Annotated in this window: 13 protein-coding genes; 7 read left to right on the plus strand and 6 right to left on the minus strand. The window is 71.9% G+C overall.

What is annotated here, in order from left to right; genetic code table 11:
- Both AB0A61_RS28415 and AB0A61_RS28420 read left to right on the plus strand, forming a co-directional pair.
- On the plus strand, positions 1 to 350 hold a 350-nt coding region (locus AB0A61_RS28415; protein ID WP_361298117.1), incomplete at its 5' end, for an ATP/GTP-binding protein.
- A gap of 162 nt (positions 351 to 512) precedes the next feature.
- Positions 513 to 968: a hypothetical protein gene (locus AB0A61_RS28420; RefSeq protein ID WP_361298120.1), complete on the plus strand. Its 456-nt coding sequence runs from the start codon at positions 513 to 515 to the stop codon at positions 966 to 968.
- 65 nt (positions 969 to 1,033) lie between these two features.
- Here AB0A61_RS28420 and AB0A61_RS28425 read toward each other — a convergent pair whose 3' ends face one another.
- The 3 genes from AB0A61_RS28425 to AB0A61_RS28435 all read right to left on the minus strand — a co-directional run bounded on the left by AB0A61_RS28425 (position 1,034) and on the right by AB0A61_RS28435 (position 5,456).
- Positions 1,034 to 1,231, minus strand: coding sequence for an acyl-CoA carboxylase subunit epsilon (locus AB0A61_RS28425; RefSeq protein ID WP_361298123.1), 198 nt, complete (start codon positions 1,229 to 1,231; stop codon positions 1,034 to 1,036).
- 57 nt (positions 1,232 to 1,288) lie between these two features.
- Complete coding sequence (locus AB0A61_RS28430) at positions 1,289 to 2,884, minus strand: acyl-CoA carboxylase subunit beta (protein WP_361298126.1); 1,596 nt, start codon at positions 2,882 to 2,884, stop codon at positions 1,289 to 1,291.
- 151 nt (positions 2,885 to 3,035) lie between these two features.
- Complete coding sequence (locus AB0A61_RS28435) at positions 3,036 to 5,456, minus strand: polysaccharide lyase 8 family protein (RefSeq protein ID WP_361298129.1); 2,421 nt, start codon at positions 5,454 to 5,456, stop codon at positions 3,036 to 3,038.
- 511 nt (positions 5,457 to 5,967) lie between these two features.
- Between AB0A61_RS28435 and AB0A61_RS28440 the strand changes: the two genes are divergently transcribed.
- Entirely contained in the window at positions 5,968 to 6,573 is a 606-nt protein-coding gene (locus tag AB0A61_RS28440; RefSeq protein WP_361298132.1) for a YceI family protein, read from the plus strand.
- Positions 6,574 to 6,732: 159 nt separating this feature from the next.
- Here AB0A61_RS28440 and AB0A61_RS28445 read toward each other — a convergent pair whose 3' ends face one another.
- The gene (locus tag AB0A61_RS28445; protein WP_361298135.1) at positions 6,733 to 8,271 is read right to left on the minus strand and encodes a hypothetical protein; all 1,539 of its coding nucleotides are present in this window, start codon (positions 8,269 to 8,271) and stop codon (positions 6,733 to 6,735) included.
- Between the two features lie 115 nt (positions 8,272 to 8,386).
- Here AB0A61_RS28445 and AB0A61_RS28450 point away from each other — a divergent pair, with 115 nt between their 5' ends.
- Both AB0A61_RS28450 and AB0A61_RS28455 read left to right on the plus strand, forming a co-directional pair.
- Entirely contained in the window at positions 8,387 to 10,021 is a 1,635-nt protein-coding gene (locus AB0A61_RS28450; protein WP_361298138.1) for a sigma-70 family RNA polymerase sigma factor, read from the plus strand.
- Between the two features lie 140 nt (positions 10,022 to 10,161).
- Positions 10,162 to 10,407, plus strand: a complete 246-nt coding sequence (locus AB0A61_RS28455; protein WP_361298141.1) for a hypothetical protein — start codon at positions 10,162 to 10,164, stop codon at positions 10,405 to 10,407.
- Positions 10,408 to 10,457: 50 nt separating this feature from the next.
- Here the strand turns inward: AB0A61_RS28455 and AB0A61_RS28460 are convergent, their stop codons facing one another.
- Both AB0A61_RS28460 and AB0A61_RS28465 read right to left on the minus strand, forming a co-directional pair.
- Entirely contained in the window at positions 10,458 to 11,816 is a 1,359-nt protein-coding gene (locus tag AB0A61_RS28460) for a hypothetical protein (protein ID WP_361298144.1), read from the minus strand.
- Positions 11,817 to 11,962: 146 nt separating this feature from the next.
- Complete coding sequence (locus AB0A61_RS28465) at positions 11,963 to 14,974, minus strand: glycoside hydrolase family 3 N-terminal domain-containing protein (protein WP_361298147.1); 3,012 nt, start codon at positions 14,972 to 14,974, stop codon at positions 11,963 to 11,965.
- Between the two features lie 244 nt (positions 14,975 to 15,218).
- On the opposite strand from AB0A61_RS28465, the gene AB0A61_RS28470 reads away from it, so the two are divergent.
- Together AB0A61_RS28470 and AB0A61_RS28475 are read left to right on the plus strand one after the other, a co-directional pair.
- The gene (locus AB0A61_RS28470; RefSeq protein ID WP_361298150.1) at positions 15,219 to 17,093 is read left to right on the plus strand and encodes a ricin-type beta-trefoil lectin domain protein; all 1,875 of its coding nucleotides are present in this window, start codon (positions 15,219 to 15,221) and stop codon (positions 17,091 to 17,093) included.
- Positions 17,094 to 17,373: 280 nt separating this feature from the next.
- Complete coding sequence (locus AB0A61_RS28475) at positions 17,374 to 17,982, plus strand: GPP34 family phosphoprotein (protein WP_361298153.1); 609 nt, start codon at positions 17,374 to 17,376, stop codon at positions 17,980 to 17,982.
- Positions 17,983 to 18,376: the final 394 nt, after the last annotated feature.

An 18,376-nucleotide genomic window follows, 5' to 3' on the forward strand; every position in this document is an offset into this window, starting at 1 on the left:
TCGACCAGGACCTGATCCTCTACCTCTTCGGCACCCCGGGTCAGGACCGCTTCTGGTTCATGTGGGACGACCTGGTCCGCGGTGCCATCGGCGCGATCGTGCTCGTGGACACCCGGCGCCTGGCCGACTGCTTCCCCGCGGTCGACTACTTCGAGAACTCCGGACTGCCGTTCGTCATCGCCCTCAACGGCTTCGACGGCAACCAGCCCTACGCACCGGACGAGGTGCGCGAGGCACTGCAGATCGGCCCCGACACCCCGATCATCACCACCGACGCCCGCCACCGCGCGGACGCCAAGTCCGCACTGATCACGCTGGTGGAACACGCCCTGATGGCCCGGCTTCGGTAGAGATCCCGCCGGCGACGTCCGCCAGGCAACGCAAACGGCCTCCGCCTCCCTCTTGGGGAGGGGCGGGGGCCGTTGTCGTATCCCGGTGGCATCCGGGAGAGCACCCGAGAAGAACGACCGGGAGAACCCCCACGGCTCCAGGAAGAGAAGGAAGGCTGAGCGGTGTCTCAGGGCGAGGACGAGGTCACATGGAGCGGGTTGAGCCGCAGGGAACGGGTGCTGGTGGCGGTGGGCCTCTCAGGTGTGGGGCTGGTGGCCGCCGGGGCGGTCGGCGTGTTGCTGCTGCTCGCCGTCCTCGGCACGGTGGCCGTGTTCCCGGGTGTCATCGAGATCGACGGGCCGGCGGCCGTCTTCTGGGCCGTGCTCCTGGTCCTCCCCTGCGAGCTGCTCGCCACCGTGGTCGTGTTTCCGATGCGGTACGCGCTGCGCAACGCGGTCGCCGGGAGCCCTGCCGCCGACCGGGTGACCCGACACGGGCTGGGCTGGTTCAGGACCTTCCTCACCGCCGGCCTGGTCCTTGCCTGCACCCCGGGTCTGCACTGCCACTCGCTGTGGCCGGCGCTCTGCGTGGCGACCTTCGACGCGCTGGTGGCGGCGCTGCTGCACCGACGGGCCTGACGACGCGGTCGGCCCCGCCTCCTGCAGGAGACGGGGCCGTGAACCGGTGGCCGGGCCGGCGTGGCTCAGCCGTGCCAGCTGTGCGGAGCGCGGAAGCCGTTCTCGCGTTCCAGGCGGCGCCAGCCGGCCTTGATGCGGCCGCGGTGGGCCGGGGTCGTGTCGGCGGGACGGGCCGCCGCGCGGGCCAGGAGGATGGCCGTGATGGCGGCGACTTCCTCGGGCTCGGCGTGGCCCTTCTCGACGCGGATGTCAGGGATGTCCATGGGTGTCAGTCTCCGGGAGAGAGAGATCCGCGGGATTGCCGCGGTGCGTCCGCTCGGTTACTGCGGGGGGTTGCCGTGCTTGCGGGAGGGCAGGTCGGCGTGCTTGGTGTGCAGCATCGCCAGGGACTTGATCAGCACCTCGCGGGTCTCGGCCGGGTCGATCACGTCGTCGACCAGGCCGCGCTCCGCCGCGTAGTACGGGTGCATCAGCTCGGCCTTGTACTCCTTGACCATCTTCTGCCGCATGGCCTCGGGGTCCTCGGCGTCCGCGATCTGCCGGCGGAAGATGACGTTGGCCGCGCCCTCCGCTCCCATCACGGCGATCTCGTTGGTCGGCCAGGCATAGGTGAGGTCGGCGCCGATGGACTGGCTGTCCATGACGATGTAGGCACCCCCGTACGCCTTCCGCAGGATCAGCGAGATCCTCGGCACGGTCGCGTTGCAGTAGGCGTACAGCAGCTTCGCGCCGTGCCGGATGATCCCGCCGTGCTCCTGGTCGACACCGGGGAGGAACCCCGGAACGTCCAGGAAGGTGACGATCGGAACGTTAAAAGCGTCACACATCTGAACAAAGCGCGCAGCTTTTTCACTCGCCTCGATGTCCAGGACGCCCGCCAGGACTTGGGGCTGGTTGGCGATGATGCCGACCACCTGGCCGTCCAGGCGGCCCAGCGCGCAGATGATGTTCCGCGCCCAGCGCTCGTGGACCTCGAGGTACTCGCCGTCGTCGACGATCTCCTCGATGACCTTCGCCATGTCGTACGGCCGGTTGCCGTCCGCCGGGACCAGGTCCAGCAGCACGTCCGAGCGGCGGTCGGCCGGGTCGCTGCACTCCGCTCGCGGCGGGGTCTCGCGGTTGTTCTGCGGGAGCAGGGAGAGGAGATAGCGCACCTCGGCGATGCAGGTCTCCTCGTCGTCGTAGGCGAAGTGGCACACACCGGAGGTCTCGGCGTGCACGTCGGCGCCGCCCAGGCCGTTCTGCGTGATCTCCTCGCCGGTGACGGCCTTGACCACGTCCGGACCCGTGATGAACATCTGCGAGGTCTCACGGACCATGAAGACGAAGTCGGTCAGGGCCGGGCTGTAGGCCGCACCGCCCGCGCACGGGCCCAGCATGACGCTGATCTGCGGGATGACCCCGGAGGCCTTGGTGTTGCGCTGGAAGATGCCGCCGTAGCCGGCCAGGGCGCTGACGCCCTCCTGGATGCGGGCGCCGGCGCCGTCGTTCAGTGACACCAGCGGCGCACCCGCCGCGATGGCCATGTCCATGATCTTGTGGATCTTCGTGGCGTGGGCCTCGCCCAGCGCGCCGCCGAAGATGCGGAAGTCATGGGCGTAGACGAAGACCGTGCGGCCCTCCACCGTGCCCCAGCCGGTGATGACACCGTCGGTGTACGGCTTCTTGGTCTCCAGGCCGAACCCGGTCGCCCGGTGCCGGCGCAGCTGCTCGACCTCCTGGAAGGACCCGGGGTCCAGGAGCAGTTCGATCCGCTCCCGGGCGGTCAGCTTGCCCTTGGCGTGCTGCGCCGCGGTCGCCTTCTCGCTGGGGCCCGCCACGGCCTGCGCACGGATCTCGTGCAGTTCGGCGACCCGTCCGCGCGCGTCCGTCGGCTCGCCGGTCGGCTCACCCGTCGTCTCTTCCAAAACGGTCATGTAGCGACCTTACGAAGGACACCGAGGAAAGCGAGCCGTCGACTCCGTACAGTCTCCGGCCCGTTTTCCTGGTAGCACTGAACAGAACCTTGGGGACTTGTAGCCCTTCCGACTGCTCAGGGGGCTTCGGCGTTGTGAGGGTCCCACAAAGTCAGAGGGCGAGAGCCACCTCACATTCGTGGGTGGCACATGCCATCCCCGGAGTGACACGCAGAGCCAGACGGGGGTCTGTGGCAAGGACCTCGACCGAGTCGTCCGCCCGCAGCACCCGGCCCACCGGACGGTTCCAGACGATCTCCAGCGGCTCGCCGGTGCGCGGTGGCTCGCTCACGCAGAGAGTAGCCCTCCGGCCGCGGTGGCGGACCAGCACGGCGGCGCCCGCCGACACCGTCAGCGGTCCCACCGTACCGGCTCGCCAGAAAGTGGCGGCGAGCAGGCCGCGCGAGGGAACGGCCACCGCCTGGCAGCCGGGGTCGTTGGCCAGGACCGACATCCAGTGGTGGTCGGCGGCGCGGGCCGCGACCTCGGGGCGGGAGGCGCCGGGCATCAGGACGTAGACGTACCTGGCGTCGGTCGGGTCCGTGCCGTGGTCCAGCCAGAGGGTCTGCCAGCGCCGGGTGCGTTGCTCGGTCGTACTCGTGGAGTTGATGTCGGACCAGGCGCCGGTGCGGTCCTCGCGCAAGGTCTTCAGGTCCTGGCGCAGGGCCTGCCGGGCCCCGCCGGGGACGATCCAGCCGCCGTGTCCGTCCAGGTGCGCCCAGCCCTGGGCCAGTACGAAGGTCTGCGTGCCGCCCTCCCCCAGGTTGCGGTTGTCCACGACCGTCTCGACCGGCACCCCGTCGGCGCAGGTGATCCCGGCGCCGAGGCAGATCACCGCGCCGTCGAGGCAGAACCACGACTTGCGGGCCTCGAGGGTGGAGCCGAGCCCCTTCAGGTGCTGTCCGATCGCCGCGTACTCGCCGTCGGTCGTGCCACCGACCCAGCGCACGTCCGGCCTGGGCTGTCCCCACTCGCCGCCCGCCCGGTCGGGAAGCCGCCGGGTGGAGACGGTGGTGCCGGGCAGCCGGTACCAGTCCACGGTCGGCCAGAACCAGTCCGTGTACTGGTCGGCCGGCCGGCCGGCGGCCCACCACAGGACCATGCCCGCTCCCGTGTGCCAGCCGCGCGGGTTCTCGCCGTTGCCGCACTCGTAGGAGGCGATGCGGTCGCTGGACATGGAGATGTTCACGGTGAAACCGGGACGGCGGTGGACGGCTCGGTCCATGGCGCAGAAGAGGTGGTGGCCGACGGGTTCGGGGGCGGCGGCCACCCCGGAGCCGGTGACGGCGTGCAGCCGCGCCAGCTCGGCCACCCCGAATTGGGGCGCCGTCAGCAGGGGGGTCACGGTGTCCCGCTCGATCCAGCCCTTGACGCGTGCGTACCAGCGCTCGCGCTCCGCCGGGCTCGTGCCGCCCGCGAGCAGCACGATCGCCGCGATCAGCCCCTGGCCGTGGAAGTGGTCGCTGCGCATGACGTGCTGGTCGTCGGCCTTGAGGCAACCCCTGCTGATGGCACGGCCGTTGACGCTGTCCATCACCAGGCCGTCGAGGACGAGCGGGGCGTAGGCGTGCTCCACGCCGTCCAGGACGGTCTGCCGGTTCGGATCGGTCACCTCCCACCGCGACCCGGCCAGCAACGCCAGGAGGCGGCCGAGCCCGTCCAGCATCACCTGGCCGTACGTGCCCGAGTAGGCGACCCAGGTGTGCTGGACGAACGAGCCGTCGGCGTAGAGTCCGTCGCCCTTCGTCACGTACGGGAAGACCGGCGACAGCGCGTCCCGGGCCAGGGCGACCTTGGCGCCGTCCCGGCCCAGGATGCCGCGCAGCGCGACGCTGCGGCACAGGTCGACCCGGTTGGCGCCGGTGGAGGTGCCCGAGTAGTCGAGCAGCACCGTGTCCGGGACGAAGTGGTCGACGGCGGCGCAGGCCGCGGTGATCCGCGGGTCGGTGAGGTGGTCGTACAGGGCCGCCGTGATGTCCATCAGCAGGCGGGGGCTGCCGATCTGCCACTCCCACCAGTTGCCGTGGCGGGTGGTGGAGGGGTTGTAGACGGTGGCGGCGAGGTGGTCGAGGCCGCGCAGGATGTCGGCGAGGAGGCCGGGCTCGCCGGTCGCCCCGGTCCCCGGCTGGACGTACGCCTGGGTCATCGTCCACAGCCGGCCGTAGCTCTGTGTGATGCCGGACGGTGGGTCGAAGGGGCGGTCCGGCCAGAGGGAGTCGGCGGCCGGGGCCATGCTGTCACGGAAGGTGCGGGCCAGGCGGCCGGTCTCGGCGAGCCGGGACGCGTACGGCTCGGCCGCCGGGTCGTAGCCGGTACCGAGGGCGATGGCGAGCCAGCGGTGGCGGAGGGCGTCGTAGGGGTCGTCGTCCGCGACCGGAGTGTCTGTGACGGCCCTGGCCTCGGGTGCGCCGGTGGCGGGCGCCGCGAGCAGGGCGGCCGCCCGGAGGAGGGCGCGGCGTGTCGGGGTGCCGGCGGTGTGGCCCGTGGGTCCCGTGAGGTCGCCGGTGGCGGCCCGTTGCTGACGCTTCGTCATGATTCCTGGCTAGCCGCGGCCGCGGGGCCGGTCAACGGCACGGGACCGTCCGGACGACGGCAGTGCGGCAACCGTCGTCCGGAAGTCCGCGCGGGCGGCCGGTTACGGCTCAGCAACCGCCGCAGTTGCAGTAAAGGACGTCCCAGTGGTTGCCCTGGGCGGTGGCGAGGTCGAGCTGCTCGAAGGACGTACAGGTCGGGTTGTTGCGGTCGGAGCAGTTGCCCGAGGAGGACCAGGTGATCCAGGACCTTCATGGGGACCCTTCCTGCGGATGGCCGTGCTTCCTGTGGAGCGGCTGTGCAGGTGGCGCAGGAGAATGGTGCCGGAGCTCTACGCGCGTCCGCCAGAGGGCCTGACGGTAACCGTGAGCAATCCCCGAAACACGCACCGATGATGTTGAAACTTTAACGGAATAGGTCTACGGTCGTGAGCGTTGAGCTAGTTCAAGATTAAACATCCTCGGTGTCCCTACCCGCGCCGAGCGACCATACGTCCCCAAAGGAGCACCGTCATGGGCATCTTCGGCCGCAAGACCGACACCGCCACCACCCCCGCCCCCGTCGCTGCGGGCCCCGAGCTGGCCGCGCTGACCGGCGAGTACACCATCGACCCGGCCCACTCCACGTTCGGCTTCGTGGCCCGGCACGCCATGGTGACCAACGTCAAGGGCAAGTTCAACGACTTCACCGGCACCCTGCACCTGGACGGCACCGACCCCACCAAGTCCACGGCGTCCATCGACGTCACGATGGACAGCATCGACACCGGTTCGGCGGACCGCGACGGGCACCTGAAGAGCTCGGACTTCTTCAAGACCGACGAGTTTCCGAAGATGACCTTCCGCTCCACCAAGGCCGAGGCCCTGGGCGGCGACGACTACCGCATCACCGGCGACCTGACCATCCTCGGCGTCACCAAGCCGCTCACCATCCACCTCGAGTTCAACGGCGGCGCGAAGGACCCCTTCGGCAACGAGCGCGTCGGTTTCGAGGGCAAGGCCGAGATCCTGCGCTCCGACTGGGGCCTGACCTGGAACGCGGCACTGGAGACGGGCGGCGTCCTGGTCTCCGACAAGATCAAGCTGAACTTCGACATCTCGGCGATCAAGAACGTGTGAGCCCGCGGCGGCAGCACCGGTGAGCCCCGTCCACCGGCCGCCACGACCCGGCCGTACGCACCTGAGCGCGCCCGCCCTCCACTCCCCCGTATCGAGGAGGGCGGGCGCTCGGCGTGTCCGGCCCCCCGCCGGCCGCACCCGCCCGCTTCCGGCCACGGCTCACCGCACGGCCGCCCGGGTCAGTCCGCAGCGGTCGAGCAGTTCATGGAGGCACTCGGCGGACAGGCCGGGGTTGGCCGCGGCCCCTTCCGCGGTGCCGGGGTCCTCCAGAAGCTTCGCGACGAGCTCGCCGGCCAGCAGGGGATTGGCGGCAGCGGCCTGCCGGACCCGGGCCTCCGGGTCGTCGAGCAGCCCGAGGGGCGGCCGGCTCAGTGTCGCGTCCGCCGCGGCCAGGGCCCGTACCTCGGGATCCTCGTGATCGAGGAACCGTTCCAGACCGGTGCGGGGCAGTCCGGGCAGCGTCAGCAGATACGGCCGTTGCCGGGGGGCGGCGATGAACGCTTCGAGGACGGTCCTCGCCGGCGCCAGCGGGTGGTTGCAGGCGAGCAGGTGTCGCACCTGCGGGTCGGGGTCGTCGGCCAGGCGGTCGACCAGCTCCGCGGGGAGCCCCGGACAGGTCGCGGCAACCCGGCGCAGGAGGGGGTGCTCGGATCCGGCGCACCTGCTGTACCAGCCGGTGTCCGGCTCCACCAGCATCTCGGGGACCGGTCCGATGTCCTCGGCGGTGCGGCCCACGACCCGGTCGATGGCATCGCGCTGTGGCGCGGTGCGCGGCAGCGGATGCACCGTGGCCCGAGTCCGCACCGCCTCGTCCGGATCCTCGGCGAGCCGTGCCAGCAGCGCGGGTTCGAGGTCGGCTCGCGCGGCCACGCGTTCGCGCACCCCGGGGTCGCTGTCGCGGGCAAGACGCCCGACCGCCCAAGCGGGCGTGTGCCGGTTGTGCGCCAAGGACCACAGGTCGCGCCCGTCGGCGAGACACGCCTCGGCCACGGCCGACGAGACGGCGTAGTTGACGAGCAGCAGCCCCCGCTGGTGGCAGTCCTCCTCGGGCAGGTCGGCCTCCATGGCCGCGGGGTCCAGGATCCGGCCGTGCCGGTGTGCGGCCTCGCGCACCGCCTGGTCCGGGTCGGCCAGAAGGGCCTGGCGCTCACCGGGCGTCAGCCAGAGCCAGTGGCCGGCTGCCTGAATCCGCAGTTCGGCGTTCTCGTGGACGAGCATCCGCCGGTGGAACGAGGCGGGTGTCTGCTGTGAGAAGACCAGTTCCTGCCTGATCTCGTCCGCCGTGACGAGCCGACCGTGGCCCGGCTCGTCACGCGCTGTCAGCAGTGTCTCCAGAACGTCGTCGGGAAGCGGCTCGACCCTGCCCAGCCGTGGGCGGGGGCCCGAGGCCAGATCCGCCCGCACGAGGCCATCGGGGTCGCCGGCCAGCCGCCCCCGCTGTGCGGGTGCGGCATGGCGGTTGCGGGCGAACCCGCGGCGGACCGCCGGATCCGGGTGCGCGATCACCGCGTCGACGACGACCGGCGGCAGGTCGCGCTCCTCGCACAGGACCTTCCAGGCGGCGCGTGCGGCCGGTTGCAGCAGACGGAGTTGGACGTCGGGCGGGGCGGCCGGATTGGCGGCGACGCCTCGCAGCCACCGTTCCGCGAGATCCGCGAGATCCGCGAGATCCGAAAGATCCGCGAGAGAGGGAGACACCGGGACATCGTGTCACCGAGGGACTTCTCACACAGAACTGTTATTCGACGCGCCTTCAGTGGTCTCCCAGGCATCGGACATCATCGACGGGCGTCAAGGACAGGGAAGTCTTCTTATGGGTACACAGCACACGGTGGAGCCGGCGGCGCTGGTGACAGCTGCCCGCGAGGGCGATCCGGCGGCTCAGGACGCCTTGGTCAGCGCGCACCTTCCGCTGGTGTACAACATCGTGGGCCGGGCCCTGAACGGTTCGGTGGACGTGGACGACGTGGTGCAGGACACCATGCTGCGGGCCCTCGACGGGCTGAGCGGTCTGCGTGCCCCCGAGAGCTTCCGTTCCTGGCTGGTGGCCATCGCGATGAACCGGGTCCGGGCGCACTGGCAGGACCGGCAGGTCGCTCCGGGCGCCGTCGAGGAGGCCGGCGAAGTCGCCGACCCGGGCGCGGACTTCGTGGACCTGACCATGGTGCGGTTGCAGCTGTCCGGGCAGCGCCAGGAGACCGCGCGGGCGACCCGCTGGCTCGAACCCGACGACCGGGGTCTGCTGTCGCTGTGGTGGCTGGAGTGCGCCGGTGAGCTGACCCGGGCGGAGGTCGCGCAGGCACTGAAGCTGTCGCCGCAGCACACGGCGGTCCGGGTGCAGCGGATGAAGGCCCAGCTGGAGACGGCCCGCGTGGTCGTGCGGGCACTCGACGCACAGCCGCCGTGCGCGGAGTTGCGGGATCTGCTGGCGGGTTGGGACGGCCGGCCCTCCGCGCTGTGGCGCAAGCGAATAGCCCGGCATGCTCGGGACTGCGTGCGCTGCTCGGGCCTGTGGAGCGGGCTGATGCCCGCCGAGGGTCTGCTGGCCGGCCTGGCCCTCGTTCCGGTGCCGGTCGCGCTGCTCTCGCAGTTGCGCTCCGGCTTCGACGGGGCGCCGGCCGGGGCGGCGTCCCCGCTCGGCCCGTCGGACCGCCATGACGGGTCGGGCCGGGCGGCGCGGCGCCGCTCGGGCGGTGGACGGGCCGCCTCCCGCGACGCGGCCCGTCGGCGTCGGCGCGCCCGGCGGCAGGCCGCCGCCGGTGTGGTCGCGGCGGCCTGCGTGACCGGCGCCGGTCTGTGGTACTTCGGCACCGGCCCCGCACCGGCCCAGCGCGATGCGGCGGCGCAGAGCCCCGCCCCCGTCACCGACCTCGCGGCACCCGACGCCACCGCCGGGGACTCCGCGTCGGCATCCCCCTCGCCCTCCGCGTCCCCGTCGCCGTCCGCGTCGAAGAGTCCGCGCGCCGCCACGAGCCCCGGTCCGGCCAGGAGCACGTCCGCCCCGAAGCAGCCGGCCCCGCCGAAGCCGCGCACGTCCGCCGCACCGCCCGCGCAGCCGGCTCCGGCCGGCACCGTGGCGCAGGTCGTCGCACTGGTCAACAAGGAGCGGGCGGCCGCCGGTTGTGGCCCCCTCACGCAGGACTCGCAGTTGCAGGCTGCCGCGCAGGGCCACTCCGACGACATGGCCGCCCGCAACTTCTTCGACCACACCAACCCCGATGGTGCGGGCCCGGGCGAGCGCATCACCGCCGCGGGCTACCGCTGGTCCACCTACGGCGAGAACATCGCCGAGGGCCAGCAGACGCCGGAATCGGTGATGAACTCCTGGATGAACAGCCCCGGTCACCGCGCCAACATCCTCAACTGCTCTTTCAAGAACATCGGCGTGGGCGTGCACAAGGGCTCCGGCGGCCCCTGGTGGACACAGGACTTCGGCACCAGGCTGTGACGCTGTGCGCGCCCATGCCGTACGGCGTGGGGCGCGCGCACTTCACCGCGGCCGCCCGGGTACCGGCAGCAGCCACCACGCCGCCGCCACCGACACCGCCGCCCCGATCGCGATCCCGGCCAGGCGGGTCGCTCACCCGTGTGTTCGCGGAGCTGGAGGCGGAGGGACTGATCGTGCGGGAGCCCGGCACCGCCGACCGGCGTCAGTCCGTGCTGCGGCTCACCGGGGCGGGGCGGCGGGCGCTGGAGCGGGACATGGCCGAGCGGGACGTGTGGCTGGCCGGGGCGCTCGCGTCCCTGAGCGAGACGGAACGCGGGGTGCTCGAACTCGCGGCGGCGGTCATGGAGCGGGTGGCGGACGCCGAGACGTCCCCGGCCGGCGAGTGAGCCCGCCGCTCACCGCTGCCTCAGCCCGGCTCGCCCCGGCACGTGCCTGCTCAGAACCCGCCCCCGCCGAAGTCGCCCCCTCCGCCGAAGTCCCCGCCCCCGCCGTCACCGAAGCCGCCGAAGTCGCCGGGGTTGAAGTCCGCGCCCGACAGGTCGCCGCCGCCGTAGCCGTCCTGGGCGCCGAAGTCGCCGTAGCCGGTGCCGTAGTCGGCGGCGTAGGCCGGAGCGGCCATCGCGTGGCCGAGGAGGGTGCCGACCAGCAGGCCGGGCAGGATGCCGCCGCCGAAGTAGCCGCCCGCCCAGGGGCCGTACGCCGGGCCCGCGTCCCAGTACGGGCGGCGGCCCCACTCGCTGTCGACCTCGCGGATCTTCGGTTCGTGGCCCTCGGCCAGGCGGACCTGGTCGGCCGCGCAGACCGGGACCTGGCGGGATGCGCCGCCCGGCGGGGTCCAGGTGGCGTCGGCGACCGAAGGACCGTGACGCGGGTCGAAGAAGCAGGGTGGCCGGCGTTCGGGCAGCGGCCGGCCCTCGCGGCGGGCGGCGAGCTGGGCGAGGGAGAAGCGGCCGTCCTCCAGCGCCTGGGTGACGGCGCGCACGTCCTCGGGTTTCCGCGCCCCGGCCATGCTCTGCTTGGCCTGTTCGTAGGCGTCCAGCGCCCGTTCGTAGTCCGCGCGCATGGCGTCGTCCGCGCCGGCCTCCGCGGGATGGAAGTCCAGGCGGTCCAGTTCCTCGCCGAAGGCGGTGATGTCCTCGTCGACGACCGTCCTCAGCTTCTCCAGCGCGGCGCGCTGCTGCGCTTCCCGCCGGTGCCGGTTGCGCCGGACCAGCGCGTACACGCCCGCGCCTCCGGCCACCAGCAGCACCGCGGCGGTGATCAGCGCGGTGGTGGACACCACACCGCCGTGGCCGGGGACACCCCAGGTCGACGGTGCCGAACCGTTCATGTTGGTGAGCGCGCGGTCGGTGAAGTCGGTGAGCTGGGTCTTGGCGTCCTCGCCCTGGACGCTGGTGACCAGGTTGTTCACCGCCGTGCGCGGCAGGACGGAGGCGTCGGCGCGGGCGTCGAACCGGTTGCCGAGGCGGATGGCGTACAGGCCGGTGATGCCGGTGGCGGTCCGCAGGTCGGTGAACAGGTTCCGCGTCGGGTAGTCCGTGGGCAGGACGGCGATGAAGAGGGGCTTGTCCGCGTCCTTGATCTTCCTGGCCAGGGCGTCGGCGTCGGCGGACGACAACTGCCCGGCGGCGGCCGGGTCGACGTACACGGGGCCCTTGCGAAGTGCTTGGGCGATCGCCGAGACGCTGGTCGCGGCGGTGGCCTGCGGCGGGCCGACCGACAGGACCGTCAGCACGGCGACCGCGAGCGCGACCAGCAGCCGGGGAAGGGCTCTGGTCAGGACGACGGCCTTCATAGGTCGAAGCTACCCGAAGGATCCCAGAACTGGTCATTGATCCCGCTCTGGGACACGGTCGTGGCTGACGCCGCGGCCCGCGCACCTGGACGACGCCGACGGGAGGCGCACCCCGTGCGGTGCGCCTCCCGTCGGGCCGGGGCGTCTCAGGCCGCCCGGTAGGCCGCCGTCAGCTGCTGCACGGCCGCCCCGTACCGTCCGGTCAGCAGCAGGTGGTCAGCGTCGGCGAAGGGTTTCGCGGACGCGGCGGTGATGTTCCGGCCCACCTTCTGCTGGACGATCAGCCGTGCCTCGGCGACGAGCGCGCGCCCGGCCCCGGCCGCGTGGGCGCGCTCGGCCGCGGCCGCGGCCAGGCCCAGCGCCTTCAGCGTCGCCGCCCCGCCCGCGGGCACCTTCGTCAGGGTGGTCAGACCCCAGCCGTACGGGAACTGCGGGTCGTACGCCGTGTCACCGACGTTGATGGGCAGCTGGGCCTCCGACTTCGGCCAGGTCACCGGGAGCCGGCCGGTGAAGGGCCGCCTGCCGTACAGGACGTCGGCCACGCCGTCGCCCTCCGTTCCCGGCAGCCAGGAGGCGACGAGGGCGCCGATCTTCCCCAGCCGGTCGCCGATCAGCTGCGGGCGTCCGGAGACGATCAGCACCGCGCACTTCATGGCCGCGCACACCTTGTCCACGGCGGCCCTGTCGGCGGCGGACAGCTGAAGGTCGTGACCGTTGCCGACGTCGCCGACACCTTCGGCGTACGGGGTCTCACCGACGACGACCACGCCGACGTCGTAGCCGCCCGTCGGGGCGGAGGCGTCCTTGGAATAGGTGACGTCTCCCCCGGCCCGGCGCATCGCCTGCAGGATGGTGGTGCCTTGGGTGTGGGTGCCGGAGGCGCCCTGCCAGGTGACGGTCCAGCCGCCGGTCTGGTTGCCGAGGTCGTCGGCGTTGGACCCGGCGACGTACACCTTCTGGCTCTTTCTGAGCGGCAGCACGCCGCCCGTGTTCTTCAGCAGCACCTGCGACTCGGCCGCCGCCTGCCGGGCCACGGCCCGGTGCGCGGCGGAGCCGATCCGTGCGGCGCCGGCCGTGTCCGCGTACGGATGCTCGAACAGGCCCAGCCGGAACTTCTGCGTCAGGATCCGTGCGACGGCGTCGTCGATCCGCTGCTCGCTGATCCGCCCGGCCTTCACCTCGTCGATCAGCGTGGCGCGGAAGTCCTTGTACGCGTACGGCACCATCATCATGTCGACGCCCGCGTCGACCGACGTGCGGACCTGGGACGCGTGGTCGCCGGGGAGCTGGTCGATGGCGTTCCAGTCGCTGATGACGAAGCCGTCGAAGCCGAGGCGGTCCTTGAGCACGCCGTTGATCATGTCGTTGCGGGCGTGCATCTTCACCGCGCCCTTGCCGTCGCCGAGGATGTCGAGCGACGAGTACGAGGGCATGACCGAGCCGATGCCCCGGTCGACGGCCGTCTCGTAGGGCGCGAGGTGGATCGCCTCGAGCTGCTGCCGGGTGATCCTGGTGACACCCTGGTCGATCTTGTACGTCCCGGTCGTCGAGGAGCCGTACTCGGTGCCGCCGTCGCCGAGGAAGTGCTTGGCGGTGGCCAGCACCTTGTCGTTCCGGCTCAGGTCACGACCGTCCGCGTGCCCCTGGAGGCCCTGGATGACGGTCTCCATGGACTGGACGAGGGCCGGGTCCTCGCCGAAGGACTCGTAGGAGCGGCCCCAGCGTTCGTCGCGGGTGACGCAGAGGCAGGGCGCAAAGTCCCACGGAACGCCGGTGGCGCGCACCTCGGCCGCGGTCACCGCGCCGGCCCGCTCGGCCAGTCGGGGGTCCCTGGTGGCCCCGATGCCGATGTTGTGCGGCATGATCGTGGCGCCGGCCAGGTTGTTGTGGCCGTGCACCGCGTCCACACCGTAGATCAGCGGGATCTGGAAGCGGGTCGCGCGGGCCCTGAGCTGGAAGCCGTCGATCATCCGCGCCCAGGCCTTCGGGGTGTTGGGCGTCGGGGTGGAGCCGCCGCCGGAGAGCAGCGAGCCGAGGGCGTAGCCGGCGATGTCGCCCTGGTCGGTGAGGGCGGCGCGCTCGGCCTGGGTCATCTGCCCGGCCTTCTCCTCCAGGGACATGCGGGAGACGAGATCGGCGACCCGCTTCCCGACCGGCAATCTGCTGTCCAGGTACGGCAGTCCGTGCGCGTCGATGACGACCTGCGGGGTCTCGGCGGGGGCCTTGGCGCCGGTGACCGTGAGCCTGAGCGGGATGGTCTCGGCGGACTCGGCGGCCTTGTCCTTCAGGGTGCGGACCTGGATCGTGCGGGAGGTGCCGGAGGCGGTGCCCGCGGGGAAGGTCAGGGTGCCGGAGACCGGGGTGTAGTCCTTGCCGGGCTCGGCGCTGCCGCCGGTGCCGGCGTACGTCACGGTCACCGGCTCGTCCAGCGGCGCGGAGCCGGTGGTGGCGACGGTGACCCGCACGGCGGCGGCGCCGCCCTCCTTGACCGGGTAGACGGCGGAGTCAGTGGTGACGGAGGCCCGGCTGGACTGGTCGGCCCTGCCGTACAGCTCCACGTCGTCCATGGCGAAGTGTCCCTTGACGCCGACCGGGAGGGTGACGGCGTAGCCCCACATCTCAGTCAGGCCGAGGACGTGGTCGATGCCTCCGACGGGCTGGTAGTCCGTGCGATAGGTGAAGTCGGTGAACGGGATCCGGATCTGTTTCCAGCCGGTGAAGTCGTCGGTGAAGGAGGTCGTCCACAGCTCGGACGCCTCCCCGTTCGCACCGCCGTCCTTGATCTCGAAGGCGATCTTCTTGCCGTTGTTCTGGCCGTCCCACCAGAAGCGGATGCCCTGGTGGGCGGACCAGTCGTGGGCCGGCCGGTCGGCCGCGAAGTCGTGGGTGAAACCGCCGTACCCGCTGATGTCGTAGGCGCCGGCGAGGACCTTGGCCCCCTCGGGCGCGTCCGCGCGGTCGGCGAGCCGCAGGGCGGGCGGGTCGTCGGTGTCGCCGCCCCAGGTGAAGATGCCTTCGGCGGGCGGGCTCGCGAAGGGCACCTCGCCCTCGAAGCGGTCGACGGGAACAGGGGCGGGGTCGTCGGCCGCGCGCGCCGACGTCAGCGGGACGAGAGCGGTGAGCAGGGCGGCGGAGGCGAGCAGGGCGGTTCTTCGCATGAACGGACCTTCCCTCGACTCGTCATGATTCACTCATGACTTAGATCACGCCGTGAGTTAACTGGTGACCCCGAGACCCGTCAAGACTTCACGTCAGAACCGGTACACGGCCAACTGACCGCCGGATCAGAGCCGTTGTCCCTTCGGATGGTGAACGCCCACCCCCTTGACGGGTGTCCGAAGCCGTCATTTACTCACGCCTCGCACGCCACCCAGTCCCCCACCTCAAGAAGGGCGGCGCTCCATGAACAGACCCAGACGCACCCTCCGGCTGCTGCTCGCCGGGCTGCTCACCACCGCCGGACTCACCACCGCAGGACTCGCGGCGGCCACACCCGCGCAGGCCTCCGGCGAGCGGGTCACGGCCTGGCTCACCACGACCGACGACCCCGGCGGGCGGCACGTGGTCCGCGGGCTCGAACCGCAGACCCCGTTCGCCTTCCAGTCCGGCACCGGCGGCGGCGAGAACATCACCGTCGACGAGAACGCCCGGTACCAGACGTTCACCGGCGGCGGCGCGTCCTTCACGGACACCGCCGCCTGGCTGATGAACAGCAGCGGGGCACTGTCGCAGGCCACGCGGGACGCCACCATGCGCAAGCTGTTCTCGCCGACGGACGGGATCGGGCTGTCGTTCCTGCGCAACCCGATGGGCGCCTCGGACCTGGCGCGGTACGGGTACACCTACGACGACGTGCCGGCCGGGCAGAGCGACCCGTCGCTGTCCAGGTTCTCGATCGCGCACGACCTGGCGGACGTGGTGCCACTGACCAGGCAGGCGCTCCAGCTCGACCCGGCGCTGACGGTGATGGCCTCGCCGTGGACGGCACCGGCCTGGATGAAGGACGGCGGGCAGCTCAACGGGGGCTGGCTGAAGGCGGAGGACTACGGGGCGTACGCCGCGTACTTCGTGAAGTACCTCCAGGCGTACCGGGACCAGGGCGTCCCGGTGTCGTACGTGACGGCACAGAACGAGCCGACCTGCTGCTCGGGGTATCCGTCGATGAGCTGGAACGCGAGCGGCCTGGCCTACTTCACCAGGAGCGAGCTGCTGCCGAAGCTGCAGGAGGCGGGGCTGTCCACGAAGGTGCTGGCGCACGACTGGAACTGGGACACCTACGACTCCTACGCCGCCCCGACGGTGGACGACGCGGCGGTCCGCGCGCATCCGAACTTCGGCGGGATCGCCTGGCACGGCTACGGCGGCGACGTCACGAAGCAGACCACGCTGCACAACCGGTATCCGCAGCTGGACGCCTTCGGCACCGAGCACTCGGGCGGGACGTGGATCTCCGACCAGCAGCGCGAGGACATGTCCAACATCATCGACTACACGCGGAACTGGGCGAAGTCGGTGACGAAGTGGTCGCTGGCGGTGGACCAGGACATGGGGCCGCACAACGGAGGCTGCGGGACCTGCACCGGCCTGATCACCGTGCACCACGGGGACGGCCGCTCCGGACAGGTCGACTACACCGTCGAGTACTACGACATGGGGCACCTGACGAAGTTCGTACGGCCGGGGGCCCAGCGGATCGCGTCGACGGCCTCCTCGTCCGTGCCCAACGTGGCGTGGCGGAACCCGGACGGCAGCAAGGCGCTGATCGCGTACAACGACGCGTCGGGCGCGAAGACCGTCACCATCGACTGGGGCACACAGCACGCGGCCTACTCGCTGCCGGGCCGGACGTCGGCGACGTTCACGTGGTCGGGGACGCAGTCCGGCGGCGGAAGCCGGTCGGGGTCGTTCGTGGGTCTGGCCGGCAAGTGCCTCGACGTGGCCGGGGGTTCGCCGGCGAACGGCACGGCGGTACAGCTGTACGACTGCAACGGGTCCGGTGCCCAGCGGTGGACCGTGCAGGCGGACGGGTCGATCCAGGCGCTCGGGAAGTGCCTGGACGTGACGTCGGCGTCCACCGCCGACGGGGCGAAGGCACAGCTGTACGACTGCAACGGAACCGGCGCCCAGCAGTGGTCGTACAACACGTCCACCGGGGACGTGGTGAACCTCGCCGCGGACAAGTGTCTCGACGTCACGGACAACTCGTCGGCGAACGGGGCGCGCGCGCAGATCTGGTCGTGCACGGGAGCGGCCAACCAGAAGTGGCGCTTGCAGTAGGGGCTCAGTAGGGGCCAAGTAGGGGCTGTGCCGATGGCGACGGCGTGGAGCCGGTCCGCGCCCAGGAGGCGGGTCCGCCGGGCGAGCGCTCCAGGTGCGCGGTGCCCCCGCACCGCAGCCGTGGCGGCCGCCGTGCTGCGGATCGGCCTCCCGCACCACATGGTGGTGGTGCGGGGAGACCTCACCGGTACGACGGTCCGTACCGGCGGAAAGCGCCTCCGGCCCCGGCAGGGTGGGGCCGGAGGCCCTCCCCACCGACGTCTCTGACCTGGAGTCCGACATGACCACAGCGCGGGACCTGTTGTTCGTCACCCTGGACGTCCCGTCCAGCCGGCCGGTCGAGCAGGGAGACCTGTCGCTGGCCCTTGCGGGGGCCGAACTGGCCGACCTGATCGCCGACGAGGCCCTCGTCCTGGACGACGACGACCGCATCCTGCCCGGCTTGCGGCCGACCACGGGCGACCGCCTCCTGGACGAGGCTGCGGCGGCACTCGTGAGGCAGGCGCCGTACGAGTCGGTCGAGGACTGGCTCTGGCGCCGGGGGCGCGGCCTGGCCTCGGCCTATGCCACTGACCTGGAGGCGGAGGGGCGGGCCCCCGGGTCCCGCCACCGCTGGATGCCGCTGCGGAGCGAACGGCCCGCCCCGGCCGACTCGCCGGCCCGGCGCCACGCGGCCGACCGCTGGGCGTCCCGCGAGCCCGTCCTCACCGGTCTCGCGGCGGCACTGGGCATCCCCGAGGGCGCGGCGGAGGAGCCTGCGGACCCCGCCGACGACGCGCTGGTGAGCGTCCTGGCCGCCGTCAACCACGCACTGACCGAACTGGAGGCCGTACGGCAACGGCGCCGCATCGAGGACGCGGCCTACGACAACGTCTGGCGAGCCCCCTGACGACAGCGCGTCCCGTGTCCGCAGCCGCCGCGCCCCGCGAAGTCCACACCCCCGCACCGGTACAGCAGCCCGACGCCGGCGACGACCGAGCGACCGGGCGGACACGCCGTCCGTCCGGCCACGGCCCGTCCGGCAGATCATGCCGAAATCGCGGCGCTTGGCACGCCCGTCCACGCGGACGAGGCACCGTGGCTCGGGCCCGCATGATCCGCCGGACGGGTCCTAGTGCCCCGGCAGGCAACGTTCGCCCGTCAAGGAGTGACGTCCGGTGCGTGCTCTCGGCGTGCCGGCCGGAAGTCCTCGTACTGGACGTACTTGGGCTTTCGGCCGGTGCGGCGAGTGGGGGTCCCCCCTGCTCGAAGAGCTTGGGGGAGTGCCGGGCGTCGCGACGGGG

It is taken from the genome of Streptomyces sp. NPDC046197, from assembly GCF_040646295.1.
Taxonomy (GTDB): domain Bacteria; phylum Actinomycetota; class Actinomycetes; order Streptomycetales; family Streptomycetaceae; genus Streptomyces.

What these genes read in the sequence shown, in the direction of transcription:
- AB0A61_RS28425 (WP_361298123.1), bottom strand. Translation starts at nt 1,231, where the DNA reads ATGGACATCCCTGACATCCGCGTCGAGAAGGGCCACGCCGAGCCCGAG.
- AB0A61_RS28430 (WP_361298126.1), bottom strand. Translation starts at nt 2,884, where the DNA reads ATGACCGTTTTGGAAGAGACGACGGGTGAGCCGACCGGCGAGCCGACG.
- AB0A61_RS28435 (WP_361298129.1), bottom strand. Translation starts at nt 5,456, where the DNA reads ATGACGAAGCGTCAGCAACGGGCCGCCACCGGCGACCTCACGGGACCC.
- AB0A61_RS28440 (WP_361298132.1), top strand. Translation starts at nt 5,968, where the DNA reads ATGGGCATCTTCGGCCGCAAGACCGACACCGCCACCACCCCCGCCCCC.
- AB0A61_RS28450 (WP_361298138.1), top strand. Translation starts at nt 8,387, where the DNA reads ATGGGTACACAGCACACGGTGGAGCCGGCGGCGCTGGTGACAGCTGCC.
- AB0A61_RS28460 (WP_361298144.1), bottom strand. Translation starts at nt 11,816, where the DNA reads ATGAAGGCCGTCGTCCTGACCAGAGCCCTTCCCCGGCTGCTGGTCGCG.
- AB0A61_RS28465 (WP_361298147.1), bottom strand. Translation starts at nt 14,974, where the DNA reads ATGCGAAGAACCGCCCTGCTCGCCTCCGCCGCCCTGCTCACCGCTCTC.
- AB0A61_RS28470 (WP_361298150.1), top strand. Translation starts at nt 15,219, where the DNA reads ATGAACAGACCCAGACGCACCCTCCGGCTGCTGCTCGCCGGGCTGCTC.
- AB0A61_RS28475 (WP_361298153.1), top strand. Translation starts at nt 17,374, where the DNA reads ATGACCACAGCGCGGGACCTGTTGTTCGTCACCCTGGACGTCCCGTCC.